The organism is Brevibacillus sp. DP1.3A (genome assembly GCF_013284245.2).
In the GTDB taxonomy this organism is placed as follows: Bacteria; Bacillota; Bacilli; order Brevibacillales; family Brevibacillaceae; genus Brevibacillus.
The window spans coordinates 2,620,292-2,645,434 of record NZ_CP085876.1 but is presented as its reverse complement, the minus strand read 5'-3'; the positions used below and the strand labels follow the sequence as shown (position 1 = coordinate 2,645,434).

The 25,143-nt window shown below is 47.8% G+C and carries 28 protein-coding genes and 1 other RNA gene; 9 read left to right on the top strand and 20 right to left on the bottom strand.

All coding sequences use genetic code 11. The features are described from left to right. Position 1 precedes the first annotated feature (1 nt). The 11 genes from HP399_RS12210 to HP399_RS12160 form a co-directional block, all read right to left on the bottom strand. Entirely contained in the window at positions 2-757 is a 756-nt protein-coding gene (locus HP399_RS12210; protein ID WP_173617301.1) for a Stp1/IreP family PP2C-type Ser/Thr phosphatase, read from the bottom strand. Between the two features lie 4 nt (positions 758-761). Then, on the bottom strand, positions 762-1,832 hold the full coding sequence (gene rlmN, locus HP399_RS12205) for a dual-specificity RNA methyltransferase RlmN (RefSeq protein ID WP_173617300.1): 1,071 nt from the start codon (positions 1,830-1,832) through the stop codon (positions 762-764). Positions 1,833-2,045: 213 nt separating this feature from the next. Next, positions 2,046-3,392, bottom strand: a complete 1,347-nt coding sequence (gene rsmB / locus HP399_RS12200; RefSeq protein ID WP_173617299.1) for a 16S rRNA (cytosine(967)-C(5))-methyltransferase RsmB — start codon at positions 3,390-3,392, stop codon at positions 2,046-2,048. 3 nt (positions 3,393-3,395) lie between these two features. Continuing rightward, positions 3,396-4,346: a methionyl-tRNA formyltransferase gene (gene fmt, locus HP399_RS12195; RefSeq protein WP_173617298.1), complete on the bottom strand. Its 951-nt coding sequence runs from the start codon at positions 4,344-4,346 to the stop codon at positions 3,396-3,398. A 4-nt stretch (positions 4,347-4,350) separates the two neighbouring features. Then, the gene (def, locus tag HP399_RS12190; protein ID WP_007728382.1) at positions 4,351-4,827 is read right to left on the bottom strand and encodes a peptide deformylase; all 477 of its coding nucleotides are present in this window, start codon (positions 4,825-4,827) and stop codon (positions 4,351-4,353) included. Positions 4,828-4,843: 16 nt separating this feature from the next. Further along, positions 4,844-7,279: a primosomal protein N' gene (priA, locus tag HP399_RS12185; RefSeq protein ID WP_173617297.1), complete on the bottom strand. Its 2,436-nt coding sequence runs from the start codon at positions 7,277-7,279 to the stop codon at positions 4,844-4,846. Further along, a complete protein-coding gene (gene coaBC / locus HP399_RS12180; protein ID WP_173617296.1) occupies positions 7,276-8,523 on the bottom strand; it encodes a bifunctional phosphopantothenoylcysteine decarboxylase/phosphopantothenate--cysteine ligase CoaBC in 1,248 nt (415 codons plus the stop codon). The genes priA and coaBC overlap by 4 nt, the downstream gene beginning before the upstream one ends. Positions 8,524-8,598: 75 nt before the next feature. Continuing rightward, positions 8,599-8,805 carry a DNA-directed RNA polymerase subunit omega gene (rpoZ, locus tag HP399_RS12175; protein WP_007728388.1) on the bottom strand — a complete coding sequence of 69 codons (207 nt, stop codon included), beginning with the start codon at positions 8,803-8,805 and terminating at the stop codon, positions 8,599-8,601. A 4-nt stretch (positions 8,806-8,809) separates the two neighbouring features. Further along, positions 8,810-9,430 carry a guanylate kinase gene (gene gmk / locus HP399_RS12170; protein ID WP_173617295.1) on the bottom strand — a complete coding sequence of 207 codons (621 nt, stop codon included), beginning with the start codon at positions 9,428-9,430 and terminating at the stop codon, positions 8,810-8,812. A 16-nt stretch (positions 9,431-9,446) separates the two neighbouring features. Next, positions 9,447-9,707, bottom strand: a complete 261-nt coding sequence (remA, locus tag HP399_RS12165; RefSeq protein WP_015891999.1) for an extracellular matrix/biofilm regulator RemA — start codon at positions 9,705-9,707, stop codon at positions 9,447-9,449. Between the two features lie 24 nt (positions 9,708-9,731). Next, positions 9,732-10,616, bottom strand: coding sequence for a YicC/YloC family endoribonuclease (locus HP399_RS12160; protein ID WP_173617294.1), 885 nt, complete (start codon positions 10,614-10,616; stop codon positions 9,732-9,734). 179 nt (positions 10,617-10,795) lie between these two features. Between HP399_RS12160 and HP399_RS12155 the strand changes: the two genes are divergently transcribed. From HP399_RS12155 to HP399_RS12145, 3 genes are read left to right on the top strand one after another with little or no spacing between them, the layout of a single operon-like run. Further along, complete coding sequence (locus HP399_RS12155; protein ID WP_173617293.1) at positions 10,796-12,535, top strand: Rqc2 family fibronectin-binding protein; 1,740 nt, start codon at positions 10,796-10,798, stop codon at positions 12,533-12,535. Between the two features lie 36 nt (positions 12,536-12,571). Next, positions 12,572-12,913 carry a DUF2512 family protein gene (locus HP399_RS12150; RefSeq protein ID WP_007728396.1) on the top strand — a complete coding sequence of 114 codons (342 nt, stop codon included), beginning with the start codon at positions 12,572-12,574 and terminating at the stop codon, positions 12,911-12,913. Between the two features lie 32 nt (positions 12,914-12,945). After that, complete coding sequence (locus HP399_RS12145) at positions 12,946-13,398, top strand: hypothetical protein (RefSeq protein ID WP_173617292.1); 453 nt, start codon at positions 12,946-12,948, stop codon at positions 13,396-13,398. 85 nt (positions 13,399-13,483) lie between these two features. Here HP399_RS12145 and ssrS read toward each other — a convergent pair. Continuing rightward, positions 13,484-13,674: non-coding RNA, 6S RNA (ssrS, locus tag HP399_RS12140), on the bottom strand. Positions 13,675-13,861: 187 nt separating this feature from the next. Here ssrS and HP399_RS12135 point away from each other — a divergent pair. Continuing rightward, positions 13,862-14,287, top strand: a complete 426-nt coding sequence (locus HP399_RS12135; protein WP_173617291.1) for a Gmad2 immunoglobulin-like domain-containing protein — start codon at positions 13,862-13,864, stop codon at positions 14,285-14,287. A gap of 4 nt (positions 14,288-14,291) precedes the next feature. Here the strand turns inward: HP399_RS12135 and HP399_RS12130 are convergent, their stop codons facing one another. The 4 genes from HP399_RS12130 to HP399_RS12115 form a co-directional block, all read right to left on the bottom strand. Beyond that, positions 14,292-15,062, bottom strand: coding sequence for an enoyl-CoA hydratase/isomerase family protein (locus tag HP399_RS12130; protein ID WP_173617512.1), 771 nt, complete (start codon positions 15,060-15,062; stop codon positions 14,292-14,294). A gap of 18 nt (positions 15,063-15,080) precedes the next feature. Then, positions 15,081-16,256 carry a CaiB/BaiF CoA transferase family protein gene (locus tag HP399_RS12125; protein WP_173617290.1) on the bottom strand — a complete coding sequence of 392 codons (1,176 nt, stop codon included), beginning with the start codon at positions 16,254-16,256 and terminating at the stop codon, positions 15,081-15,083. Positions 16,257-16,387: 131 nt separating this feature from the next. Beyond that, a complete protein-coding gene (locus HP399_RS12120) occupies positions 16,388-16,738 on the bottom strand; it encodes a DUF4870 domain-containing protein (RefSeq protein ID WP_017249475.1) in 351 nt (116 codons plus the stop codon). 569 nt (positions 16,739-17,307) lie between these two features. Next, on the bottom strand, positions 17,308-18,240 hold the full coding sequence (locus HP399_RS12115; RefSeq protein ID WP_173617288.1) for a GntR family transcriptional regulator: 933 nt from the start codon (positions 18,238-18,240) through the stop codon (positions 17,308-17,310). 137 nt (positions 18,241-18,377) lie between these two features. On the opposite strand from HP399_RS12115, the gene HP399_RS12110 reads away from it, so the two are divergent. Further along, positions 18,378-18,548, top strand: a complete 171-nt coding sequence (locus HP399_RS12110; protein ID WP_007728413.1) for a YjzC family protein — start codon at positions 18,378-18,380, stop codon at positions 18,546-18,548. Between the two features lie 51 nt (positions 18,549-18,599). Here HP399_RS12110 and HP399_RS12105 read toward each other — a convergent pair whose 3' ends face one another. After that, the gene (locus HP399_RS12105; RefSeq protein WP_173617287.1) at positions 18,600-18,851 is read right to left on the bottom strand and encodes a hypothetical protein; all 252 of its coding nucleotides are present in this window, start codon (positions 18,849-18,851) and stop codon (positions 18,600-18,602) included. Positions 18,852-18,942: 91 nt separating this feature from the next. On the opposite strand from HP399_RS12105, the gene HP399_RS12100 reads away from it, so the two are divergent. Further along, positions 18,943-19,476 carry a DUF309 domain-containing protein gene (locus HP399_RS12100; protein ID WP_173617286.1) on the top strand — a complete coding sequence of 178 codons (534 nt, stop codon included), beginning with the start codon at positions 18,943-18,945 and terminating at the stop codon, positions 19,474-19,476. Here HP399_RS12100 and HP399_RS12095 read toward each other — a convergent pair. Both HP399_RS12095 and HP399_RS12090 read right to left on the bottom strand, forming a co-directional pair. After that, positions 19,473-20,024 carry an RNA 2'-phosphotransferase gene (locus tag HP399_RS12095; protein ID WP_173617285.1) on the bottom strand — a complete coding sequence of 184 codons (552 nt, stop codon included), beginning with the start codon at positions 20,022-20,024 and terminating at the stop codon, positions 19,473-19,475. The two genes, HP399_RS12100 and HP399_RS12095, sit on opposite strands and share 4 nt — an antisense overlap. Positions 20,025-20,045: 21 nt before the next feature. Beyond that, positions 20,046-20,726, bottom strand: coding sequence for a CPBP family intramembrane glutamic endopeptidase (locus tag HP399_RS12090; protein ID WP_173617284.1), 681 nt, complete (start codon positions 20,724-20,726; stop codon positions 20,046-20,048). Between the two features lie 194 nt (positions 20,727-20,920). Here HP399_RS12090 and HP399_RS12085 point away from each other — a divergent pair, with 194 nt between their 5' ends. Beyond that, entirely contained in the window at positions 20,921-22,120 is a 1,200-nt protein-coding gene (locus tag HP399_RS12085; RefSeq protein WP_173617283.1) for an MFS transporter, read from the top strand. Positions 22,121-22,218: 98 nt separating this feature from the next. Then, on the top strand, positions 22,219-22,698 hold the full coding sequence (locus HP399_RS12080; protein WP_173617282.1) for a CcdC family protein: 480 nt from the start codon (positions 22,219-22,221) through the stop codon (positions 22,696-22,698). A gap of 40 nt (positions 22,699-22,738) precedes the next feature. Here the strand turns inward: HP399_RS12080 and HP399_RS12075 are convergent, their stop codons facing one another. Then, positions 22,739-23,620: a hypothetical protein gene (locus HP399_RS12075; RefSeq protein ID WP_173617281.1), complete on the bottom strand. Its 882-nt coding sequence runs from the start codon at positions 23,618-23,620 to the stop codon at positions 22,739-22,741. Between the two features lie 482 nt (positions 23,621-24,102). Here HP399_RS12075 and HP399_RS12070 point away from each other — a divergent pair, with 482 nt between their 5' ends. Further along, positions 24,103-25,095, top strand: a complete 993-nt coding sequence (locus HP399_RS12070; RefSeq protein WP_173617511.1) for an arsenic resistance protein — start codon at positions 24,103-24,105, stop codon at positions 25,093-25,095. Positions 25,096-25,143 lie beyond the last annotated feature (48 nt).

Genomic DNA, 25,143 nt, shown 5'->3' with positions numbered 1-25,143 from the left:
CTCACCCCTCTTCCTGACCGGCATCAAGCGTATTTCGTACGGCAACCAGCGTTATGTTATCTTCCCCACCGGCATCCAGTGCTTCCTGCACCAAACCGTCCACCTTCGCTTGTAACGATATCTGTTTCTGCAAATTTTCTTCTAAGGAAGGATGACTGACCTTGTTGCTCAGTCCATCTGAGCAAATCAAGACGATATCATCCTCTGACCATTCAAACTGCCCAAGATCAATGAGCACATCCGGTTCAGTCCCGAGCGAACGCATAATAACGTTGCGGTGAGGGTGGACAGACGCCTCCTCGGCTGTAATCTGTCCACTTTTCACCAGCTCATTGACAAGGGAATGGTCTTCTGTTTTCATGACCAGTCCGTCTTGGTTGTAAAAATACAGACGGCTGTCGCCAATATGCGCGGTAATCACAGTGGATTGATCAAACAAGGCAGCAACCACAGTTGTGCCCATGCCACTGCACTCCGGATGTTCAACCGCATATTCATAGACTTCTTTATTCGCCAGCAGGATAGCGTTCATCAATTGCTCACGCACATCCTCTGCTTCGAGGTCCCCATCTAGGTGACGCAGTTCTTTTACTATTCGCTCAACAGCAAGGCGACTGGCGATATCACCAGCCTGATGGCCACCCATACCATCTGCTACAATGGCGAGCACGCGTCCGTTTAAATCGGTCACACAGGCATAATAGTCCTCGTTAACCTGACGAACGCGGCCAACATGGGATTTCATCGCGATTTCCATGGCATCACCCCACGGTTTCTTTAGCGTGTTGTGCCCTCAATTGTCCGCAAGCAGCAGCAATGTCACTACCTTGCTCGCGTCTGATGGTCACATTGATTCCTTTTTCCTCTAAAATGCGTTTGAACTGAAAAATCTCATTGCGAGGCGTACGCACATAATCACGCTCTGGTACGTAGTTCACCGGGATCAGATTCACGTGGCAAAGCATGTCGCCAATGAGTTCGGCCAGCTCCTCTGCATGCTCAGGCTGATCGTTTTTCCCACCGAAAAGACCGTACTCAAAACTGATGCGGCGCCCTGTCTTGTTAATGTAATGGTGGCATGCTTCCATCAGCTTATCGAGCGGGAAGCCGCGGTTGATCGGCATCAGCTGGCTTCTCAGCTCCGTGTTTGGAGCGTGCAGGGAAATCGCCAGGTTCACTTGTCCGCCTCGTTCAGTAAACTCGTAAATCTTCGGCACAATTCCACTGGTGGAAACCGTTATGTGACGAGCACCGATATTCAGTCCACGGTTATCGTTGATTACGGACAAGAACGCCATCAAGCTCTCGAAGTTCTCGAAAGGCTCCCCGATCCCCATGACGACAACGTGACTGACACGCTCACCTTCCGCATCCAATCTGCGTTGTGCCGTCAATACTTGAGAGACAATTTCACCTGCATCCAGGTTACGCTTTAGTCCACCTAATGTAGAGGCACAAAACGTACATCCGATACGGCAGCCCACCTGTGTCGTAACACAAATGCTGTTTCCGTAGTTATGACGCATAATCACCGTCTCAATCGCATGTCCATCAACAAGCTGGAACAAAAACTTGATCGTCCCATCCTGCGACTCCTGATGTGTGATTTCCTTGAGTGGCTCCATGCGGAATGTATCAGCCAGCTTTTCGCGCAACTCCTTGGACAAATTGCTCATCTCGTCAAAAGAAGTGACGCGCTTTACATATAGCCAGTCAAAAATTTGTTGCGCACGAAATGCTTTGTCGCCAGCACTAACCAGCCATTCCTTCATTTCATCTTGTGTCAAACTGTAAATTAGCGGCTTTGCGCCAGTAAATGTCGTTAACGGCATTCTCTATCTCCACATCCTCAAAATCATTGCTTACCTAAATCCATTCTATCATTGTACCTCGTGGGACGTCTCGCTTCAAACGGTTTTGACATCCAGATTCATAAATGCGTCGCTTTTCCTAGTGTAAACCAATACGCCCGCTCGCAAACAAAGGCAAAGGAGTGGCATTTTCCACCCGTTGGTGCGCCACCCCTTGTTTGTATGTCCGTTTCCTTATCCTCTTCGTTTCAATCGCGCGATAAAGAATCCATCACTCTCGAAATGGTGAGGCAAAATTTGTACGCAGGCTCCGGTTTCATCGACATGCTTTCTGACAGCCTCAGGCAGGTCTTGTGCCAGTGTATCATCTAATACAAAATCAGGGTGTTCTTCGACAAAGCGGCGAACAATCTCCTGGTTTTCTGCTGGCTCGATCGTACATGTGCTGTAAACCATGACACCACCCTGAGCAAGCATCGGCGCCAATGTCTTGAGCAGTTCGTACTGTAGCTGAGCAATCGCACGGACGTCTTCAGGCGTTTTGTTCCATTTCAGATCAGGCTTGCGACGAATCACGCCAAAACCGGTGCATGGCGCATCCAGCAGGATTCGATCGAAAGTTCCCAGCGCTTTTTCAGGTAGGTCCAGCGCATCACTAACGATTGGCTCGATGATCGTAATCCCGAGTCTTTTCGCTGCACTCGCAATCAGATCGCGTTTGTGCGGATGTACGTCACTCGCAATAATTTGCCCGCGGTTTTCCATCATTTCTGCTATGTGCGTTGTTTTTCCACCAGGTGCCGCGCAAGCATCCAGTACACGCATGCCTGGTTCGGCAGCAAGAGCTGGTGCTACGAGCATAGAGCTCTCATCCTGGATCGTGAAGTAGCCTTCCTTGAACAAGCGAGAGCCTGCTGCATGTCCGCCTTCCATCAGAATAGCATAAGGACTGACAGTCGATGCTTGTCCTTCCAGCCCTTCTTCCGCCAGCTTGTCCAGCACTTGATCTTTCGTCGTTTTCGATGCATTGACCCGGACAGAGCTATGCGGGGTTCTGTTGTTGGCTTCGCAAATCGCAATCGTCGTCTCTTCGCCATATACGGCGAGCCACTGACGCACAAGCCATTCTGGATGAGAATAGGCTACGGCGATTTGTAAGGCACGGTCACCTTTTGGCTGACGCTCCCACACATCCGGCTGGCGCAACACATTACGCAAGACACCGTTGACCATCGAAGCAATCCCTTGGTGACCACGTTTCTTGGCGATTTCAACCGCCTGGTGAACGGCAGCGCGCTCAGGAATACGGTCTAAAAAGTGAATTTGATACAAGCTGAGACGCAGCAAATTACGGACCCAGGTCTGGACCTTTTTATTCCCGACAAAATGGGAAAGGACATGATCCAACGTCAACTTGCGCTGAATGGTACCATACACAAGCTCTGTTACCAGCCCTGCATCTACTGCACTGAGATTTTCCCGATCCAAGACATTGCGCAGCTCAAGATTGCTGTAGGACTTATGTTCTTCTACCCTGTTCAAAACATCGAGGGCGATATCGCGAGCTCCCTTTTTTGCCACGGACTATTCTCCTACCTTTGTGCCGATTTCAATGCTGCTGCCCGCTCCACGCAAAAAATCGAGTGCACTCATACGTTTTTTGCCTTCTGGCTGCAATTCGGTTATTTTCACTGCACCGCTACCGCAAGCGACAACGATACCATCTTCCTCACGGGCGATGATCGTTCCCGGCTCTTTTCCTTCGCCCGAAGCAGGCATTTTTTCTACCCACCACAGCTTCCAGATCTTGCCTTCGCATGTAGTAAATGCGACTGGCCATGGATTCAAGCCGCGGACTTGGTTATAAATCTGTTCCGCAGAACGGCTCCAGTCAATTTTTTCGTCTGTACGCTTGATATTCGGGGCAAAAGTCGCTGCCGAATGATCCTGTTGTTCTGCTACGAGCTCACCAGCCAACAGGCGTGGAACGGTAGCCAGCAACAGCTCAGAGCCTGCCGCAGCCAATTTGTCAAACATGGTCCCCACGGTATCGCGCTCCTCAATCGGAACGACTACCTTGGACAGCATATCCCCTGCATCGAGAGCTTCCACCATGTACATGATGGTCACGCCTGTTTCTGCTTCTCCCTCGACAATTGATTTATGAATCGGGGCACCCCCACGATATTTCGGCAAAAGAGAAGCGTGCACATTGATGCAGCCATATTTCGGTGCATCGAGCAGCTTTTTAGGCAAAATCTGTCCATACGCCGCGGTAATGATCAGATCAGGCTCGAGCGCTAACACTTCATCCAAAGCTTCTACTTCCTTGATTTTCTCCGGTTGCAATACCAAAAGTCCATGACGCAAAGCCGCCTCCTTCACGGGGGGCGGCGTCAATACTTGCTTGCGTCCAACGGGACGATCGGATTTTGTTACGACTCCAATCACGTTGTAGCCTGCTTCGAGCACAGCCGTAAGACTCGATACAGCAAAGTCAGGCGTACCCATAAACAGGATGCGAGCATCTTTCAAATGGTTATTCCCCTTCCTGGTTCGGGTTTACTTTGTACACCTTGTCAGCTACATCGATAAAGAGGACACCATTCAAATGATCGATCTCATGTTGAGCGCAACGGGACAACAGGTCGTCTGCCTCGAGCTCAACCACATTCCCATTACGATCATGACCGCGCAGCTTGATCCACTTGTGGCGACGAACGTCTCCTTGCAGACCAGGAATGCTCAGGCAGCCTTCTGGATAATCGTATTGCTCCCCTTCATGCTCAACGATTTCCGGATTGATCATTTCAATCAGTCCATCACCGCAATCCATCACGATGACACGCTTGGAGATGCCCACTTGTGGAGCAGCCAAGCCTACACCGTCTGCATCGTACATCGTATCTGCCATATCATCAAGCAGCTTGTGCAAGTTGGAATTAAATTTGGTTACGACCATTGCTTTTTCACGCAAAATCGGATCTGGATGTTTTACAATTGTGCGAATCGCCATGTGTTTCATATCCTCCCTAAAGCAGTACGTAAGGGTCGACGTCAATCGTCATCAATACTTTCTGCTGTTTGTTCCATTCTTCAAACGCAGCCGTCGCCTGAGCGAGCAGGTCTGACAGTTGCGGTTCATCACGATATTTTAGCATGATCTGAAAACGAAATCTATCCTTCACCCTTGCAATGGGCGAAGCGACTGGGCCCAAGAGGACCGTTGTCTGTGCCAAACGCTGCCGCAAATAGTCAGCCATTGTATGCGCACCGCGGATAACAACAGGTACATCCGCGTGGCTAAACGTAATTAATACGAGACGGAAATACGGCGGGTAGCCTGTTCGTCTGCGCTGCATCATTTCATCCTGATAAAATGCGGGATAATCATGCTTGGTCGCATGAATAATGCTGTAGTGCTCCGGCGTATACGTCTGAATCACGACATCGCCGTCCAGCTCATGCCGCCCTGCCCGTCCACCTACCTGTGTCAGGAGCTGAAATGTCTTTTCCGCAGCACGGAAGTCAGGCAGATGCAAGGAAGTATCCGCTGCAATGATTCCCGCCAGCGTCACTCGAGGAAAATCAAGGCCCTTGGCAATCATCTGCGTACCGAGCAAAACGTCGCCTTGACCTGAGCGAAATTTGTTTAATAGCTCTTCGTGAGAGCCTTTACGCGAGGTCGTATCCACGTCCATTCGGATGACCCGGATTCCAGGAAAAAGTTTTGCCAGCTCTGCTTCCACCTTTTGCGTTCCGGTACCAAAAAAGCGTATATGCTCACTCTGACACTCTGGACAATGCTTAGGCTGTGCGATGGTGTATCCACAGTAATGGCAGCGCGCCGTATGATTCGTTTTATGATAAGTAAGCGAGATGTCGCAATGAATGCAGCGCATCGTATAGCCGCAGGATCGGCACATGACAAAGGTAGAGAAGCCTCTTCGGTTAAGGAAAATGACCATCTGCTCTTCTTTTGCCAATCGATCCGCAATCATCTCATGCAGCTTCCGGCTGAACATCGAACGATTCTGGGCCTGAAGCTCCTCGCGCATATCCACAACATGTACCTCTGGCATCGGGCGATTCCCGACACGCTCCGGCATGCGCAACAACTCATATCGGCCTCGTGTAGCCAGTGCATACGTCTCTAAGGCTGGAGTCGCGCTACCCATGACGAGTACACCCTGATTCTCTTTCGCTCGCCACAGGGCTACTTCCCGTGCATGGTAGCGAGGGGTCTCTTCTTGTTTATACGAGCTCTCATGCTCTTCATCGATCACAATCAAACCAACATTCCGAAACGGAGCAAAGATGGCAGATCGTGCACCTACCACCACTTTGACTTGATTGCGAATGATCTTGCGCCACTCGTCATAGCGCTCTCCTTGTGACAATGCACTGTGTAAAACAGCGACGTCTGCACCAAAACGAGCCTTGAAGCGTTCTACCATTTGTGGAGTCAGTGAAATTTCCGGAACGAGAAAGATCGCCTCCCGCCCTTTTTCCAACGTGCGTTCGATCGCTTCGAGATACACTTCGGTCTTACCGCTTCCGGTAACGCCGTGCAGCAAGTAAGAAGCATAGGTTCCCGATTCAATCGATTGCAAGATAGGCCTCAGTACCGCTTCCTGTACCGGGGTAAAGACCGGTTTTTGCATTTCCTGGAAACGTCGATTGGCGTACGGGTCCCGATAAACCTCCACTTGCTCGATCGCGATCCAGCCTTTTGATTCCAGGCTTTTCAGCGGAGAACGCGTTATTCCGTATTCATCCCGCAGCATTTGTACAGATAAGGACTGCTCCTTGTGCATGAGCATCAGTTGAAGGACACGGCGCATCTGCTCTGCCCGCGCTGGCAGAGAACTAATCGCTTCTTCCAGCTTACCCTCATCCAATAAGCTCCGGACAAATGATTGCTGCTTGCGGGTAATTTTGTCCCTTACTTGATACTCCGTAGCAAGCAGACCACTCTGTATCCAACCCGGGACGAGCAAATACTCCTCCGCAAATTGTTTCTCCACTTCTGTTAGCGGTAGTTGCCTTTTGCGAAACAATTCCCACAGAAGCCCCGATCTCCCGCACGCTTCTTCGTCTAATGCATCTGTCGCCGTCAGCCACTTCTCCGACTTCCCTTTGAGCACAGCCGGAAGCATCGCCTGTACAGCCGTTACCCATGGACACAAGTATTGCTTAGACATCCATTCGCTCATCTTTAGCAGCTCTAGCGTAAGAGGAGGAGTGTCGTCTTGTACCTGCACGACGTCTTTTAGTCGCGAACGATCTGGTATAGCTTCGTCATCCTCTACGATCCCGATGACATAACCTTGCAGTTGACGAGGACCAAATGGGACAACCACACGGCTGCCAATGCGAATCAGTGGACGCAACCAAGGCGGAACATGGTAATCAAAAGGTCGATTCGTCCGATTGACCGGAACATCCACGATAATTTGGGCAATCATGACAGGTCTTGGAGCGGTCTATGCTCTTGCACTGCAAGAACAGCATCAAACAGCTTATCTGCCACAGCCCGCTTGCTCAATTTATCCAATGCCAGTTGCTCTCCGCCACGGGTTAGCAAGGTCACGATATTCGTATCGCTCCCCATACCTGCTCCCTCGAGCAATACGTTGTTGGCTACGATCATATCGAGATTTTTTCGCTCCAGCTTGGACTGGGCATGCTGTAACACGTTTTGGGTCTCTGCTGCAAAGCCAACGACGAATTGCTTCGTTTTCAGCTCACCAATGGTCTTTAAAATATCGGGTGCTTTCTCTAGCGCAAGTTCGAGTGGACCATCACCCTTTTTCATCTTATGTTCAGCTACATGCTTCGGTCGATAATCGGACACTGCTGCTGATTTGACGACGATGTCACAGTCCGGCAACTGCTCCATGACGGCATCAAACATTTCTTGTACCGATTCCACCGCGATGAATTCCACTCCATCAGGACGTGCCAAGGAAGTCGGCCCACTGATCAGTGTGACCTTCGCGCCTCTGTCTCGTGCCGCTTCCGCGATGGCGTAGCCCATTTTTCCTGAAGCATGATTGGTTATGTAACGAACTGGATCAATTTTTTCACGAGTCGGTCCCGCTGTGATCAGTACGTGCTTGTCCAACAAATCTTTTTCTCGGATCGTTTGTCTTGTCTCATCGGAAGCAAACCATTGACGAACAGCTTCGACGATTTCCTCTGGCTCCGCCAAACGTCCTTTGCCAATCCAGCCACATGCCAAGAGCCCGACACCCGGTTCAACAAACCGATAGCCATAAGCTGTAAGCTTATCCATATTTGCGATAACCGCAGGGTGATTGTACATATTGACGTTCATGGCAGGCGCGACCATGATAGGCGCTTTCGTAGCCAGTACAGTCGTCGTCAGCATATCATCCGCTATGCCATTCGCCATTTTGCCAATCACGTTAGCTGTTGCTGGCGCGATCAAAACGAGATCAGCTCGATCAGCCAGTTCAATATGGCTAATCACATGCGGGTCTGGCTCTGTAAATGTATCTGTATAAACAGGCAGGTGAGACAAGGCTTGAAACGTCAAAGGCTGAATAAACTGTAAGGCGCTCTCTGTCAAAATGACATGCACCAATGCACCTGCCTGTGTCAGCTTGCTGGTCAGTGCAGCAGCCTTGTAAGCAGCGATACCGCCAGAAACTCCAAGAACAATACGTTTTCCTGCAAGCGAATGCATCTGCACTCTCTCCTTTCTCCCCTTTCCGAAATCCGAAAAAAACAACCTCGTGAGGTTGTTTTTAAAGGTGACTGCTTATTTGCGACCGTCCAAAAACTCGTGAACGAGCTCGTCGGAGATGAACTCTTCCAGTGCCAAACCTACAAACTTTTTGGATTTGGGTCTCACTACTTGAACTTCGCTGTTTTCGCGAAGCTGACGCGCACGCTTGGATGCTACTGTCACCAGGATGTACTTGCTCTCCGCTTTTTCAGTCAATTCGTCAATAGATGGATACAACATAATTCTATTCAACCTCCTGTAACCATTTGCTATATTTGTGAACCTGACGTTCTTTTTTCAGATGTTCCGCTGTAATAATCGCTTGAATTCGATCGCAAGCCGATTCGATGACGTCATTGACGACTACATAATCGTAGTGGTCCATGAGCTCAATTTCAGCACGCGCCACTTCCATGCGCTTGCGAATGATCTCCTGTGATTCTGTCCCGCGACCCACGATCCGGTTTTCCAGTTCGTTTAAATCAGGCGGAGCCAGGAACAGGAATGTACCTTGCGGGAAGCGCTCTTTTACTTGAAGAGCACCCTGAACTTCGATCTCAAGAATGACATCGCGCCCCTCACTCAGCATATCGTCCACGAAATGACGAGGTGTTCCGTAGTAATTTCCTACGTATTCTGCCCATTCCAGAAGAGCATCTTCTTCAATCATTTGCTTGAACTCTTCCTGGCTTTTAAAAAAGTAATTAACTCCTTCCACCTCTCCAGGACGCGGCTGGCGTGTGGTAGCCGAAACAGAATACACCAGATCAGGCATCACTTCACGAAGCGCCTTGCATACTGTTCCTTTTCCCACACCAGCTGGTCCGGAAAGAACCAAAAGGAGACCACGATCAACCATACTCATTGTTTACACTCCTACTTTATTCGTCCGATTCGTCATCCTTCGTAGTCAAGCGCTGTGCCACTGTTTCTGGCTGTACCGCTGACAAAATCACGTGATCGCTGTCTGTAATAATTACCGCACGTGTACGTCTCCCATAGGTAGCGTCCACAAGCATGTTGCGATCACGCGCTTCCTGGATGATCCGTTTGATAGGAGCGGACTCCGGACTTACAATTGAAATAATGCGGTTGGCATTGACGATGTTGCCAAAACCGATATTGATTAGCTTGATTGCCATGACGGCCCAGCCCATCCTTTCATGCTACTCGACATTCTGTATTTGCTCCCGCATCTTCTCCAGTTCTGTCTTGATCTCGACAGCCAGATGCTGAATACGCAAATGATTCGCTTTGGAAGCAATCGTATTGGCTTCCCGATTCATTTCTTGGAGCAGAAAATCCAGTTTTCGACCAATTGCTTCTTCTTTGCCTAATTGAACAGCAAACTGTTGGCAATGACTATCTAAACGGGTCAACTCTTCACTAATATCACTTTTATCAGCGAAAAAGGCAACCTCTTGCGCTACACGAGCAGGGTCCAATTCAAAAGGTGTCAAACCGGCCCACTCACTTACGCGCTGCTCAAGTCGGCCCTTGTAATCTTCCCTACAAAGTGGGGCCAACTGGGAGATCTCCCGCGTCCATGTGTTGACGGCAGTCAGGCGACTGGCTAGATCAGCGTGTAGCAGATTACCCTCGGTCTCTTTCATCGAAACGAGATCCATTGCTGCGCCCCTGACTAGGTCTTGGAGCCACTCTGCCAGCTCCTCCACATTGTCCTCTGACTCTTTGTTATGTATCACGCCAGGAAAGTGTAGCAGATCCTTGACGGTTAAAGGCGTCTCTAGCGAAAAACGCTGAGTCATCTCGCGGGAAATGGAGACTAGCTGTTCAGCTACATCCCAGTCAATGTCCATAACCGTAGCAGAAGAATTTTTCCCTTCCACTGAGACAGTGACATCGACACGCCCTCTTCTGACATACTGTGCGACCAGCTTACGAATCGAATCCTCAAGCATATTCCATGCTTTGGGCAGGCGCACGACAATCTCAGAAAAGCGGTGATTCACTGCACGAATCTCGACTGTTGCTCGAATGGAACCTTTGCTATCTTCTTTTCTACCGTAACCAGTCATGCTTCGAATCACAAGTTTTCACTTCCATTAGACGCAAAATCGTTAATTTATTATAGGAGACAACTCTTGGCAGTGTCAACCGAAGCAACCCCACCACGATGAGATTCCTCCTTGCTCTGACTTATGCTACACTGTGACTGGCAGCTCTCTATCTATTATTCTAGCCATTTTTTTGATCTGAGGTGACTTTTGTGGCATTCGATGGCGTAGTAACCCGCTCCGTAGCGAGGGAATTACATAAACTGGTAGGAGGACGCATCTCGAAAATCCACCAGCCCCACCATAGTGATATTGTTATGCAAGTACGGACACAAGGAGAAACGGTAAAGTTCCTCCTGTCTGCAAACCCGACCTATCCCCGCTTGCACATCACGACAGAAGAATTCACGAATCCGCTGGAAGCTCCGATGTTTTGCATGCTATTGCGCAAGCATTGTGAAGGCGGCGTAATTGAATCTGTCCAGCAAATCGGGATGGAGCGAATCATTCACTTCGACGTACGCACCCGAGATGAGCTGGGTGACACGGCTGTCCGCCGAATTATTGTAGAGATCATGGGCAAGCACAGTAACATCATCCTCATCGATCCTGCAACCGGAATGATTTTGGATAGCGCCATGCATGTGACACTCGCCATTAGCCAGTACAGACAAGTTACGCCTGGCAGACCTTATGTCTCTCCTCCGAGCCAAGATAAACGCGACCCTCTCACTGTAACCGAGCAAGCATTTATTTCTTCCCTCGACTGGAACGGCGGCCGTTTGGACAAGCAAATCGTAGATGGCTACACCGGGATTAGCCCCTTATTGGCAAAAGAAATTTTGCACAGAGCTGGCCTCGCGAATCGTGAAACACTGTGGGCTGCCTTTTCACAGGTGATGAAGGCAATCAACGCTCATGAGTATTTGCCATCCATTATAGAGGCAAATGGCAAAGCGTATTTTCACGTCGTTGAGCTGACTCATCTCTCAAATGGGGTTACCACCCCCTATCCTTCCGCTCAAGAATGCTTGCAGGCATTTTACGAAGGAAAGGCGCTCCGTGACACTGTCAAGCAACGTGCGCACGATTTAATTCGTTTCGTCACCACTGAGCGCAATAAAAATGAAAAGAAAATCGAGAAGCTCGAGCAAACTCTGCAAGATGCGCATGAGGCAGATCAGTTCCGCCTGTACGGTGAATTGATGACCGCCAATATGCACCAAATGAAGCGAGGAGATCGCGAGCTCGTCACAGTCAACTGGTATGACGAAGCAGGAGGTACCATCACAATTCCGCTTGATCCGTTGAAGACCCCATCGGAAAATTTGCAGTCGTATTACAAGCGGTATAACAAGGCCAAAAACAGCCTTTCCATCGTAAGTGAGCAGATTGAGCAAGCACAGGCAGAACTCTTGTACTTGGACGGCGTATTAGTTCAACTAGAACATGCCACCTTAAAAGATGCCGAAGAAATTCGCGAGGAGCTCGTTGAGCAAGGCTACATGCGTGATCGTAAAAAACGCGGTCCGCGCAAGAAAAAAGATACCCGACCAGAGCTTGATACGTACTTTTCTTCGGACGGCATTGAAATTTTGGTCGGTAAAAACAATAAGCAAAATGAATACTTGACCAACAAGCTCGCATCGTCGCAAGAAACATGGCTGCACACCAAGGATATCCCTGGATCCCATGTAGTCATTCGCGCTCGTGAATTTTCGGATGAAACGTTGCTTGAAGCAGCAAATCTGGCGGCTTATTTCAGTCGTGCCAAAGAAGGAAGTCAAATTCCCGTAGATTACACGCTCGTCAAGCATGTAAAAAAACCGAGCGGGGCCAAGCCTGGCTATGTGATCTACGAGCAGCAACGAACGCTTTATGTGACACCCAATGAAGCACTGATCCGTCGATTAAAATCAAACACCTCTTCTACGAATAGTGCGACTACCTAAGTTCATACTAAGGGCATGAAAGGTGGTGTTCGCTCTTTGAACATCGTTCTCAAGCTCTTGTTTAACGGAATCATTGCCATTCCAGGGCTTTGGTGGTCGGGAACGTCCCTTATGTTTGCAGTGCTCGCAAGCGTGATTGTCAGTTTATTGGGTTATGTACTTGATTTGACAATCCTTCCGCGTACGAACAATACGTTTGCGAGCTCCGCTGATTTCTTGTTCGTGTTTGCCTCCTTGTGGCTTGGCTGTTACTTGTTTGGTCAGACCATATCCTTATCTGGTTTGTTGTTGACGGCATTTGCCATTACGGTGGTCGAATACTTTTTCCATGGTTACTTACAACGGCACGGAGTCCATCATTCCAAACATCCGGGCTGAAGCATCATTTCTAATTTGGAAGGAGGATCAGGATGAACGTCATTGGCATCATCCAGACCGATCTTAACGAATTCAACGTGCTGTTTGAGCAGCAAGGCGGACAGGGCGGGCAAGGCGGAAACGGACAAGGACAGCAATCACACGGCAGCGGACAAAACAACCAACAAAACCAAGACAGCGACTCGATGTTTCTCAGCTTTCTTGATGAGCAGCCGAGTTCAAATGAAAACAGCGGGCAAGGGAACAGCCAAGGTGGGCAACAGCAAAATGGCGGCGGCCCGCAAGAACTGACCGTCCGCATTAAAGGAATTCCTGAGGGACAAAAAGCAAACTTCCTGCAAATGTATCAAATTCTTCAAGACGCCCAAGACTCCCAAACACTTGAAAAGGACCTGACCATTGTCGATCACGGGGACCAAGACCAGGGCTCCCAAAAGCAAGGGCAGGGTCACGGCTCGGGCAAACAAAACAAAACCACCCATTAAACAAGCTACAAAAACAAAAACCACCTGGAAGCAGATTCCAAGTGGTTTTTTGTGCTATCGGCAATTCATTGCATTCATAAACGGCCAAGTCCCCGCTCTGCCGTTGACCTCATGTTTCTATAACCTGCGCTCACACAGGTGGGCGACCCTTCTGCACTTCAGCCTTCCCATGCATCCAAAAAGGAGGTGGGCCTGACATCCATCACAGTTTCCGTCTCCCGAAAAACACGTATAAGGTTAGAAACATTTACGGCCTATCGTACATCGCAGGATCTTGATATCCCTACTTTATCACAGAATGGTCCTTTGCTCAACGGATAAAGTTCCCTTTGGACTTTTATCTCATCCCTTCTTCACGAAGGATACACATTTTAACGGAATCGTAATCTAAACAACTCCCAAGAATAGTTCCACTCCAATTTCGACAACCTAGAGAGGAAAACGAATGAAGGGAAGGAAAAACATGCAATTTCGAACAAATATGCTGACAACCTGCTTACTCGCCATGAGCTTGACTGCTGTATCATTCCCCGCCATCATTCCGCCCGCAGCAGCTAGCACACATTCTCATCCTGTTGGAGAAGACAAGGGACAATACGAGAATGAATCGTTTCGGAATATTGCGATCACCAAAACAGGTGAAGGACAATATACGATTAAGGGTGAAGCACGCGTGAACGAAGCCAACGTACGATTCGTCGTGACGGACGGAGACAAGACATTGGCAAATAGCTTTGTGACAGCTAGCATGGGCGCTCCTGACTGGGGAAGCTTTTCCATCGATCTCAAGCTGGACCCGAGCGCAAAATCACCTGTGCTCTCTTTGTTCGAGGAAAGTGCAGCGACAGGACAGCGCATTCATAAGCTAAACATCCCACTACCAAAATAAACCACTACGTGCGCTTTAGCTTCGCTTGTACAAGCTCCTGAAATTCTGGACTTGCGATTAGGGACGGCTGCTGTTGCTTTTCCCAGGCCAGTGCATATTCTAGGCCGTTTGTCTGGCAGCGTCCCAATCCTTCTTTTGTTACCGCATACGCTTGCTTCGGCAGGCGACGTACCGCAGCAACCAATTTTTCAACCTCACTTTCGACTTGACTAGCTTCTACCGCTCGATAGATCAAGCCGATTTCCTCCGCTTTTTTCCCTGTAATCTTTTCTCCCAGCAGTGCGAGACGCTTCGCCCACGCCGTACCAACAAGCCTTGGCATAAGGTATGTCCCTCCAAAATCCGTTGTCAGACCGATCTGGACAAAAGGCTCCTGCAACAGGGCGTCTTCCCTCGCAATGACGAAATCAGCATGCAACGCGAGATTGAGTCCCGCTCCGACGGCTACTCCCTCGATCACTGCAATCACAGGCTTTGGCATTTGATGCAAGTTGGTGATGAAATCATTAATGATCGTCAATGATTGATCAGCGTCACTCTTATCCGTCAGCGCAGTTAACACGCCCAAATCAGCACCGGAGCAAAAGTTCCCCCCCGCTCCCCGCAAAATAAGCACATCGACCTCCTCATCTGCTGAGGCTTTTGCGATAGCGTCCTGCAAAAGGGAAAACATTTCAACCGTCATCGCATTGAGGACGTGTGGCCTGTTGAGTGTAATCGTGCAGATTCCACCAGCTTTTGTTACGATCAATTGCGTTTGATGATCCTGTTCCATCATTTTTCTCACCCTTTCCTATGAAGAAGCAGCAGGAATAACACCCTGCCTTTGCAGCCTGCTCAAATCCTCCTCTGTGAGGTTCAGCTTGCGTTTGAGCAGCTCGTACGTGTAATCGGTGTGCCACGGGGGTGACAATCGCTCCGCCCTGTATCGATGTGCGAAGCTCCCCTCTTGATCGGGCGACTTCTTTTCCAAATAAGGCAGCGTATACGCTATCTCCCTGTTCGCAACGTACGGATTGTCTGCCCAGTTTTCCCAATCTTCAACGGCGGTCAGACAGCAATCCACTTCACTGCCCAGTTCACTCCACTCGGCTTGGGTTCTGGACAAAAACAGTGCTTTCATATCGTCAAACACCTCTGGATGCTCAGCAACGCTAGCTCGATGGCAAAGCTCCCAGTCTGCTCTTCCTACCGCGCGGCAAAAATTAAGCCAGAACTTCTCTTCCAACGCAGCAAGTGCGACATACTGACCGTCTGCTGTCTCAAAGACCTGATACGCCAGCAAACTCCCACTCCCGGTCTCCCGTCCAATCGAGGAGCTGTATAACATGAACAGTGCATGCAGCCCTGTCCAAGAACTAAACAAGTCAGCTGACGAAACATCCAAATAAGCTCCTCGTCCTGTCCGTGCTCGTTGCACAAGCGCCGCGCATATTTGTTCACTAGCATACAACCCGAGTGCATAATCAGATAGCGGAATATCTGCAACGACAGGCTTGCCTTCCAGATCGCGAACCAGTGAGAGAAATCCGCTTACTGCCTGGACATTCAAGTCATGTCCCCCTATTTGGTATAGCTCGCCGCTTTGACCATAGCCCGTCACGGAGCAATAAATGACCGCAGGGTGCATCTCCCACAGGCGATCGTAATCAAGTCCCAAATGTCGCATAACACCTGGTCGATAGCTTTCCACCACGACATCAGCCTGTCTGGCCAGAGCAAACGCGAGCGCTTTTCCCTCATTCGTCCGCAAATTCAAGGAAATACTTTTATGATTGCGATGTGAACGCAGGTAAAACGCTCCCGTCTCTCTAGCTTCAGGATGAGAAGGCCCGGTTAACGGTGAGTGAGCTTTGTCGTGAAACGGTTCCACCTCGATGACCTCTGCCCCCAAATCAGCCAGGCGCATCGTACAAATCGGACCTGGAAGATGGCGAGAAAAATCAACTATCGTCACTCCCGTCAACATGATTTGACTCCCCCTTCACCGACTACACTCTCTTTATAATTCGAGATGAACGACTGTTCACCCTCTTTTTTAATAGAAAATTCAAACAAATATAAAAGCCGTCCCAAGTGGAACGGCTTTTCCAAGAACGGTTATTTTATAAACCGGAGAGTGAGCGGGTACCGGAATTCTTTTCCCTCATTCGCTTTCACCGCAGCGATAATAACGAAGATCGCCCAAAAAATAAAGAGGGCTCCTAATAATAGTGCGCCGATAAAAATGATGATCAACAAACTTGAAATGGCGGCATAAATCGTCACCGAGATGCTAAAATTCAGTGCCTCTTTTCCATGCTGATAAAAAAAGGCTCCTTCTTCACGCTTGATCAACCATACGATTAAAGGTCCTAGTACATTGCCGAACGGAACGATAAAACCAAGGAAGGCGGATAGATGTACGATCATCGCCCACATTCGTTCCTCTTTCCCATTCAGGAATTGCATATCCATACCTCCATTACTCCTTTTCCTCTATTGTACGACAAATTGCGCAAAACTTGCGAAAAAACGAAAAAAGCGCCACCACGGCGCCTTTCTCTATTAATACTTGCTCTCGTGACTTCCACCGTACATGCCGCCGTACCCTCCACCATACCCGCCACCATGAGAGGAGCCGTAACCATCATAGCCGCCGCCAAAGTGGCCCCAACCGCCATAGTGGCCTCCACCTCCACAATGTCCGTGTCCCCAACTACGACCGTATGGTTTACAATGGGTTTTGTAGTGTGGCTTGTAGAAGCAATGCTTTCTGTACACTTTCTTTTCGCAGCATTTAAAGCATCTGCGACGAGATCTTCTGCATCCGCAACTCATTAACCTCACCCCTTCTTGTTCGTTACATCTACAAGGTATGTAGGTGAAGGCATATCGGCATGGACATAAGTCTATACACTAGTAAAAATCAGCGGATGTCTCGTAGGCTATTCAGAAGTAGGAGTGGTCAATCGCTGGTTGGATCGCGCTTTTTCCGACCAGGTAACTCCGGTACATGAGAGCATACTCATGCATCTAACTTAATGGGTGACGAGCTTGCGCAGCTCATTAATACCGTGGTGGTCAGGAATTTCTTGAAATTCCTTTACTTTTGGCAACGTCAGCAAATGAGGCTTCACCATATAGCCAGGCTTGGAAATATACACGACATCACAAGATGTAATCAAATCAAACACTTCGGCATGGTTCGCTTCTATTGTCCGAATATCCAAATGCGTAATGCCTGCGTTGTAGAGATCATTGATCATCCCCGCACCACCTCGTATGGTCGCACAGATCAATCCGACTTTCGTATTTCGTGGGTAGGCCTCCATGGCAGGGATTACAGTCGTCGGGTCCGGGATAAAATCAAGGCTAACGATAGGAGGAGCATCCTTCGGAAGTTTCAGGTTAACACAAGGAGGGATAACGATGGCTTTGTACTGCTGTAAAAAATTCGCATCGCATTCTACCTGCTGGGAAAAATCCTCGATGGTTCTCCCTTCGACCATCACACTCGGAAGATGGTACTGCACCAAACGCATATATTCAGTGACCTCCAGCTCTGTGAACCGCAAAAAAAGAACCGGAAACTGATTGATTTCTTGTAACAAACAGGAAAGGACGCGCGAGAATTCATCCATGGTATAGCCTATTGCTTTTACTTTATGAATGGTTTCTTTGGCGAGTAAAGCAAGATAGATCGGATTACGTGTCAAGAGCGCGTCACTTGCGCTATTGCTTACAATCGTTCCCCTCCCTTGCCGACAATCAACCAGTCCTTCTTGCTGGAGACGCAAATACACGCTGCGAACGGTGTTGTAATTGACTTTCAGTTGTGCCGCCAACTCCCTAACCGTTGGCAGCTGCTCTTGGGAAGGAAGCTCACCGCTTCGAATCGAGGATGAAATTTGTTGGTATAATTGCTCGTGATAAGATATATTGGATTCCTTTTTCAAGGTCAAAGATAGCATGTATTCACCTCTCCAAAAAGTAATGAAAATGATCGTATAGGAATTCAAAATCGATCGTCAATAGAAGGGAAAGCATGAAGCCAGTGTACCGGGTCATACTAATTCAGATGACAATTCCTTAGGAAGAAGGTGCCTTCGTGGGAGAACACAGTCGTTTTCGTGAAGGAGAAAAGTCTCCGAAAAATGCCGTATACATGGAGATTGGTGAATCCGGCGCAAGTGTGCAGGACCCGATGATCATCGAGCTTTCCAGAGGGGAAAAGTTCCCCGCTACACGAAATAAAAATCGCGTATGGACGCAAAAGTAAGGAATGCAAAAACCAACCTGGCACCATGCACAAGGTTGGTTCTCTTTTTTACTAATTGTCGTCGTCTTCGTTGTCTTCTTCTTCCTCTTCGTCTTCTTCATCACCGCTCAAGTAAATAATGGTGACTCCCAAGCTCTCCAATAACGAAAGGACTTCTTTGTTCAACTCCTGATCCATGAGCAATCCCAGGCTTTCCACGAGCTCGAGCTCTTCCAGTTCTCCCTGTTCAGCATCCTCGATCAGTTCTATGATTTCGGTCATTCGCTTTTTTTCCAATACGGCTACGAGTTCATCTCTTGTCATAAATGGTTTTACACCTCATTTTCTACTCTCTATGCTTTATAATAGTACATAAACGAACGATTGAAAACCAAGCAGTGAGGTGAAGATCACCATGTATCCGCAACCGTATCTGGATTATTTGATCCAGTTTCATGTAGAACGCGATTATTTTGAGTGTCATGAAATTCTCGAGGAGTATTGGAAAAGCGCTCCTCCACATGAGCGAGAGCCAGTGTGGGTTGGTTTGATTCAAATCTCCGTCGCTCTTTATCACCAGAGACGCGGGAATCAGTCAGGTGCAATCAAAATGCTCACAAGCGCCATATCCCTTGTCAAAAGGCATCATCTTGACATCCAAATGCTCGGGTTGGATAGTGACAGTCTGGCGAGCCTGCTTGAAGAGCGCCTGACGGAAATGCAAACTGGTCAGCCCTATCGAAGCCTGTCCTTGCCCATGTCCGATACTTTGAAACAGGCGTATCAAAAGGCTTGTACGACGCAAAATCACCCTGAACATCGGGATAGTGATATGCAAGACGCCTACTTGCTGAATAAGCATACCCTGAGAGATCGAAGCGACGTTTTAGCAGAACGCCAGCACCAGCTACAAAGGCGCGAAGCACGTCGAAACAACGAGTCGAACTAATCTGCGTACAGCTGCAAATAACCGGCCGGGACAGCATCGCTCAAACAATAGTGTTCTCCCACTCGGTAAAAGCAAATGCCGGCTTCATGGGCCTCCTTTGCATTCACAGTGACGAGGCGCAATGTGTCTGTTGGCTCTCCAATATGCTCCGGTCTATCCGCAAGCTGCACATACTCACTGGCAATCGGCAACAGGCCGCCAGTGAGTACTTGTTTCACTAACTTTCGATGTGTTCCGTAATAAAGAACATCAGGTGGTGCGCTCTCGATGAGCCTGCTTTTTGCAATCGAGGGCAAAAAGCCGTAGGTAACTCGAATGAGTGCTCCACCGTCCCATTCGATACTCCGCTCCGGATCGAATTCCACAACTTGATGAAGATCTTGCCTGGTTATGTATGCGCACCCTTTCAGCGTATGAAGATAGTCCAGCAACGACTCAACCGGGGTATAACCATATGTGTCATAGTAGAGTTGAAATGCTTCACTGTTTTGCCGAAGTATACTGAGTAATCGCTTGCGAAGTCTCGTTTCTTCATGAATCGCCAGCATCAGTTTCGCCCTCCAATCCGGTCAATAAATCCAGAGAACCACAGCTAGTGCGAGACCCAAATCCGCGAACAAATGACTAAACCAGTTTGGATAAATCGAAGGAAACATCCCTTTCATCCATCCCCAAATCAGCCCTGCACCAAAAACCATCGACGTAATGAGCAAGCCGTTTCGAAAACCAAATAGGATCGTAGAGATAATCAGGTGATACAAGGAATAAAAAAAGCTGGAAAGAAAAATGGACATCAAGATGGATAAGGATGCACGCAACCGCTGCAATACGAATCCTCGCCAGAACAACTCTTCCAGCAGCGAGTTAATGAAAACGAGGTAGAAGGAAAAAACCAAAATCCAGCGGCGTTCAATCCCCCATGTTTCCATACCTGTTCGAACAGCTTCAGGTCTTCCCGGTTCCTGCAGGAGCAACCAAAGCCCAGCCAGCACTCCTGTCAACATAAGAACTCCAAATGCCAGTCCGTATAAAGTACCCTGCCATTCAAAACTTCCCCACGCTAAACGCCAGTGCTTTCGCAAATCTCCTTCCCACCATCCGTGAATGACGGGGATACAGATGCAAACGAGCACATGAAAAGAAAAGAACGTGACAATCACGCTATGCTTTTCCACCAGTCCGTAAAAGATCGTGAGTGTCGCAGCAAATCCATACACGATCAACAGTAGCAACGTCCGTTTTCGCGCCATTTACGAATAACTCCTTTTGGGCGTAATGGCCGCAGTATTGCGTTAGTTTGTCCGTTATGAACACGAAGAATACCCACAAAGACAATAAATATACAAGCGTTTGCATGAATGCTATACTTGAGAAATCGCTTTTTATCAAATGAATGGATCGGTTCAAATTTTTACCTATCTAACGAATGTTTGGAGTGGCTCTCATGTTATGGCGTAATCGTACCTTTCTGCTTTTAATGAGCGGAGAGATCGTCGCGGGAGCGGGCATGTGGATTTCGATTATTGCCAATCTTGCATTCATGCAGAAACTCGTTCCTTCTGATACGGTGAAGGGCTTGATTCTGATGTGTGGATTGGTGGTCAGCATTCTCCTCGCCCCTAAAGCGGGTGTGGTGATTGACATGTACGACAAAGGCAAGATCATGCTGTTTGCCAGCCTGGTCCGAACACTCAGCCCAGTCTTCATGTTCCCCGCTCTTGCAAACGATTCTCTTCTGTGGATGATCGTATCTTTGATCGTGATGCAATGCTCTGCTGCGTTTTATTTTCCAACCGTGCAGGCTTCCTTGCCAGCCATCCTTTCCCAGGACGAGTTACTCAAGGCGAACAGCGCATATTTGAATATCTCTACCCTCTCGCGTATTGGAGGAACAGCCATCGGCGGTATACTCGTTGCCTCCATGGACCTGTCCATGCTGTATGTGTGCTCCATCATCGCGTACGCTGTACTCGCTGTCGTCACACTCTTTCTCCGCATTCCTCCAGTCACTTCACGGAAGATTCAGGAAAAAGTGGAGTTTCGCGAAGTGCTGACGATCTCGCGACAGGACCCGGCCTTGTTTGTCGGATTGATTAATAACGGGCTGATTACCTTGTTCCTTGGTGGTCTGAACCTGATGATCTTGAACTTTAGCGAGCTACAACAGGAACCTCAGCTCATGGGATGGATCTATGCAGCAGAAGGAATCAGCATTTTGATTGGGGGGCTCTTGGCAAAACGTTGGATCGGCCGCAGAAACCTCGTGGCAGCGTCCACCATCATGCTCTTTTTCTTCGCGCTGTCCCAGTTTGGCATGTCATTCGCCGATAACAAATTCATGGTGCTCGCTTCCTTCTCCATGTTCGGCTTTGTCGTTGCTTTCTTCTTCCCGGTCACCGCAACGATTTTCCAGAAGCGCCTACCTCCACACCAGCAAGGGCGATTCTTTTCTTTCAAAAGCATGCTGGATCGTGGATTCTTCTTGTTGGCTCTCGCGATTACAGGAGTTGGGCTGGACCTTCTCGGCATTAGCGGCTACCTCCTCTTCATCGGCTCGGTGACAGTGCTCTTTGGCTTATTGACTTTCTTCTACAGTAAAAAGCATAAGCTGGATGTACGCTCCCACGATGAAGCAGCTGCCTAGTATCGGAATGTAATGTACCATGACAAACGCTTTCCCACAGACCATGCTTTGGTGTACACTAGTGAAAGTATGTTGAACAATTATGGAGGCGTTTTTCCATGCAGATACTTTCCTCTCCCATTTTGGGAATTTTGCTGCCTCTCGTGATGGCCATTGCAGTGATCTTTGTGAGAATGCGTCGGCAAAAAAAGCCGGCTTCTGCAAAAAGCATTATTTTGCCACCCTTCTTTATGGCGACAGGGTTTGCGATGTTCTTATTCCCGGAGGCGCAATTACCGCCCAAGTTTGATATTGCAGCCTTTGTGGTTGGGCTTATCTTTTCGATTCCGTTGATTATGACGTCACGCTTCGAAATCATTGGGCAAGATGTGTATTTGAAACGGTCCCGTGCGTTTTTCTTCATTTTGTCCGGTCTGTTGGTCATCCGGTTGATTATTAAACTGCTGATCAATGATAGCTTTACACCGATTCAAACGGGTGGACTGTTCTTCTTGCTCGCATTCGGTATGCTCGTACCTTGGCGTATCGCGATGCTGGTGATGTACCGGAATTTAACTAAAAAAACGTTTGGTACCTAGTAAAAAACCACCTCCATAGTGAGGTGGTTTCTTTCATAATTCAGTCAGCAAAAAAGAAATCTGCATTCGCTTCACATCTGTATGATACTCCAGACCCAGTCGGTAATTCGTAAGGCTTCTCTTTCCCGCAAATATTGATGGGATACCCTTCTGTCGGAAGTTGATCCTTGGTAATGGTTTTGATTTCTTTCCCCAAGATCATATATTTTTGCTGATATTCGTCATTATCCTTTATCCGTTCTCCATCGAATCTGAGGGTATACCCTACAAATGGCTGTTCCAAAGAAAGGTTTCGGACCTGAACCTCATCCAAAACTTCAAAAAATCTCGAAGCTTGTACAAATTCCACATATTCTAATCCTTCAATACCAATTTTCTCAGCGCGAATTGTATATCGATTTGTGTCAGCAGAAAAATGGATATCATAATAAACAGAGTCCTTTCCTGAAACGCTGGCTACATAATAGTACAAATCATCTATCTGACCATTTTTTTGATAATACGCCTTAAAATATACCAGCCGTGCATGCTCTTCGATTTTGAGTTGATCTCGTATCGTCATCCAATCGTTCGTGAAATTGATTTGAAACATATTGTCGCTGGCAGCAACTACATCTCGTGGACGTTCAAACAGATCCCTCTCCACTGCTGGCAAAATCAAATGCAGGATGAGGAAACATACTAAACCGAGATAAGCGGAACGTTTTTTTGTTTTAACATTCGTCTTTGGACGGAAAATCAAAAGAAATAACAAAAAACCTAAAGGTAAGGGGATCTCGTCTACCTTAAAAGCAAATGCCCCTAAACAAAAATATCCAAAAACTTTCCATCCTAGGTTTGACTCGGTTTCTTCACTTTTTTTGTAGATAAAGACTAACAGAACAATTAGAACTATGTTTAATAAGATACTCACTATGAGCATCCCTATCACCTCCACTTTCTCTTCTGTCTTGTATTTTATCTTCATTTTTGCGTTTTTTCATCCAAATTTCACCATTTTTACAAATTCTAATTTTCATTCCGTTTCAGATTGGGCATTCCACCATCACAGGAATCCTCTGGGTAAGAAAACGGTTGGCATCCAGTGATCGAGGAACTACGACATAAAAAAAACAAAAAACCCTCTCCGATTACGAGATGGTTTTTTGTTTGAATGCTTCGCCCTCTTCCTGAGCTATCATATTCATTTTCTCTTGAAAGTCAGTTCGTAAGAATGCCTTCGCTTCTTCGATTCTCTTTACTCAATACTGTCTTCCCCTTTCGTAACGAGATATAATTAACCATAAAACTTAAAGTTACCTTTAAGTCAAGGGCAGAGGGCTAAGCTGTAAATGTCTTACATGGTCGGAATGCTTGGAGAAGATAGAAAATACGGGTTCGTGTTAGGAAGGGGAAGTGCAAGAAGTGATTTCAAGAGAACAATTAGAAAAGAATCAAGTATGGCTCTATGCTTTCGTACTAATTATTGCCGCTGGAACAGGTTTGTTGTGGCCAGAATCCAGTGCGAGCTTAGATAGCATGATTTCGTTCATACTTGCCATCTTAATGTATGGAATGTTTGCTCAAATACCGTTTTTTCGTTTAAAAGAGGCGCTCTCGAATCGAAAGTTCATTTATGCGCTACTTGTTACGAATTACATAGCTGTACCTATCCTTGTTTGGGGGTTAACTCAGCTTCTTCCAACCGATCCAGCAATTCTATTAGGTGTACTCCTTGTTTTGCTTACCCCCTGCATTGACTATGTTATCGTCTTTACACATCTTGGGAGAGGGAACGAAAAGCTTGTTTTGGTTTCAACCCCTATACTCTTTGTCACCCAAATGCTTTTATTGCCTATTTATCTATGGCTTTTTATGGGCAAGACATCGGCAGAAATTGTAAGTGTCGGACCGTTTCTCGAAGCGTTTTTAGGTCTTATTGTTGTTCCACTGGTACTTGCTCTACTTACTCAATGGTGGTCAAGACGCCAACCATACGGAGAACGTTTTCTTGAGGCTACAGCATGGCTTCCTGTGCCTTTTATGGCACTAACCCTCTTTATTGTTGTTGCATCCCAAATCTCTAAACTATATACCTCTTTTCATTTTATTAGCCAAGTGATTCCCGTCTATGTAGCATATATGGCCATTACACCGATTATTGCACGTATCGTTTCTCGTCTATTCCGTTTAGATACCGGTGCAGGGCGGGCTCTCATCTTTAGTGCAGGAACCCGTAATTCTCTTGTCGTTCTTCCTTTTGCACTGGCGCTACCTGAACCTCTAAACGGGGTAGTGTCTGCTGTAATCGTAACCCAAACAATTGTAGAACTTATTGGGGAGCTATTATATATTCGTCTTGTTCCAAATGTACTTTTACGAGAGACGAACAGAAATGCTGAAAACAAAAATGAATAGTATTCGTAGATGATTAAACTATCTACATTACGGGTGGTGTCAACTTCG

Bases quoted from the DNA above. Each gene is read 5' to 3' on its own strand.
- HP399_RS12210 (WP_173617301.1), bottom strand. From the start codon at position 757: ATGGAAATCGCGATGAAATCCCATGTTGGCCGCGTTCGTCAGGTTAAC.
- rlmN (WP_173617300.1), bottom strand. From the start codon at position 1,832: ATGCCGTTAACGACATTTACTGGCGCAAAGCCGCTAATTTACAGTTTG.
- def (WP_007728382.1), bottom strand. From the start codon at position 4,827: ATGGCGATTCGCACAATTGTAAAACATCCAGATCCGATTTTGCGTGAA.
- priA (WP_173617297.1), bottom strand. From the start codon at position 7,279: ATGATTGCCCAAATTATCGTGGATGTTCCGGTCAATCGGACGAATCGA.
- coaBC (WP_173617296.1), bottom strand. From the start codon at position 8,523: ATGCATTCGCTTGCAGGAAAACGTATTGTTCTTGGAGTTTCTGGCGGT.
- rpoZ (WP_007728388.1), bottom strand. From the start codon at position 8,805: ATGTTGTATCCATCTATTGACGAATTGACTGAAAAAGCGGAGAGCAAG.
- gmk (WP_173617295.1), bottom strand. From the start codon at position 9,430: ATGAGTATGGTTGATCGTGGTCTCCTTTTGGTTCTTTCCGGACCAGCT.
- remA (WP_015891999.1), bottom strand. From the start codon at position 9,707: ATGGCAATCAAGCTAATCAATATCGGTTTTGGCAACATCGTCAATGCC.
- HP399_RS12145 (WP_173617292.1), top strand. From the start codon at position 12,946: ATGAACGTCATTGGCATCATCCAGACCGATCTTAACGAATTCAACGTG.
- HP399_RS12135 (WP_173617291.1), top strand. From the start codon at position 13,862: ATGCAATTTCGAACAAATATGCTGACAACCTGCTTACTCGCCATGAGC.
- HP399_RS12130 (WP_173617512.1), bottom strand. From the start codon at position 15,062: ATGGAACAGGATCATCAAACGCAATTGATCGTAACAAAAGCTGGTGGA.
- HP399_RS12125 (WP_173617290.1), bottom strand. From the start codon at position 16,256: ATGTTGACGGGAGTGACGATAGTTGATTTTTCTCGCCATCTTCCAGGT.
- HP399_RS12120 (WP_017249475.1), bottom strand. From the start codon at position 16,738: ATGCAATTCCTGAATGGGAAAGAGGAACGAATGTGGGCGATGATCGTA.
- HP399_RS12115 (WP_173617288.1), bottom strand. From the start codon at position 18,240: ATGCTATCTTTGACCTTGAAAAAGGAATCCAATATATCTTATCACGAG.
- HP399_RS12105 (WP_173617287.1), bottom strand. From the start codon at position 18,851: ATGACAAGAGATGAACTCGTAGCCGTATTGGAAAAAAAGCGAATGACC.
- HP399_RS12100 (WP_173617286.1), top strand. From the start codon at position 18,943: ATGTATCCGCAACCGTATCTGGATTATTTGATCCAGTTTCATGTAGAA.
- HP399_RS12095 (WP_173617285.1), bottom strand. From the start codon at position 20,024: ATGCTGGCGATTCATGAAGAAACGAGACTTCGCAAGCGATTACTCAGT.
- HP399_RS12090 (WP_173617284.1), bottom strand. From the start codon at position 20,726: ATGGCGCGAAAACGGACGTTGCTACTGTTGATCGTGTATGGATTTGCT.
- HP399_RS12085 (WP_173617283.1), top strand. From the start codon at position 20,921: ATGTTATGGCGTAATCGTACCTTTCTGCTTTTAATGAGCGGAGAGATC.
- HP399_RS12080 (WP_173617282.1), top strand. From the start codon at position 22,219: ATGCAGATACTTTCCTCTCCCATTTTGGGAATTTTGCTGCCTCTCGTG.
- HP399_RS12075 (WP_173617281.1), bottom strand. From the start codon at position 23,620: ATGCTCATAGTGAGTATCTTATTAAACATAGTTCTAATTGTTCTGTTA.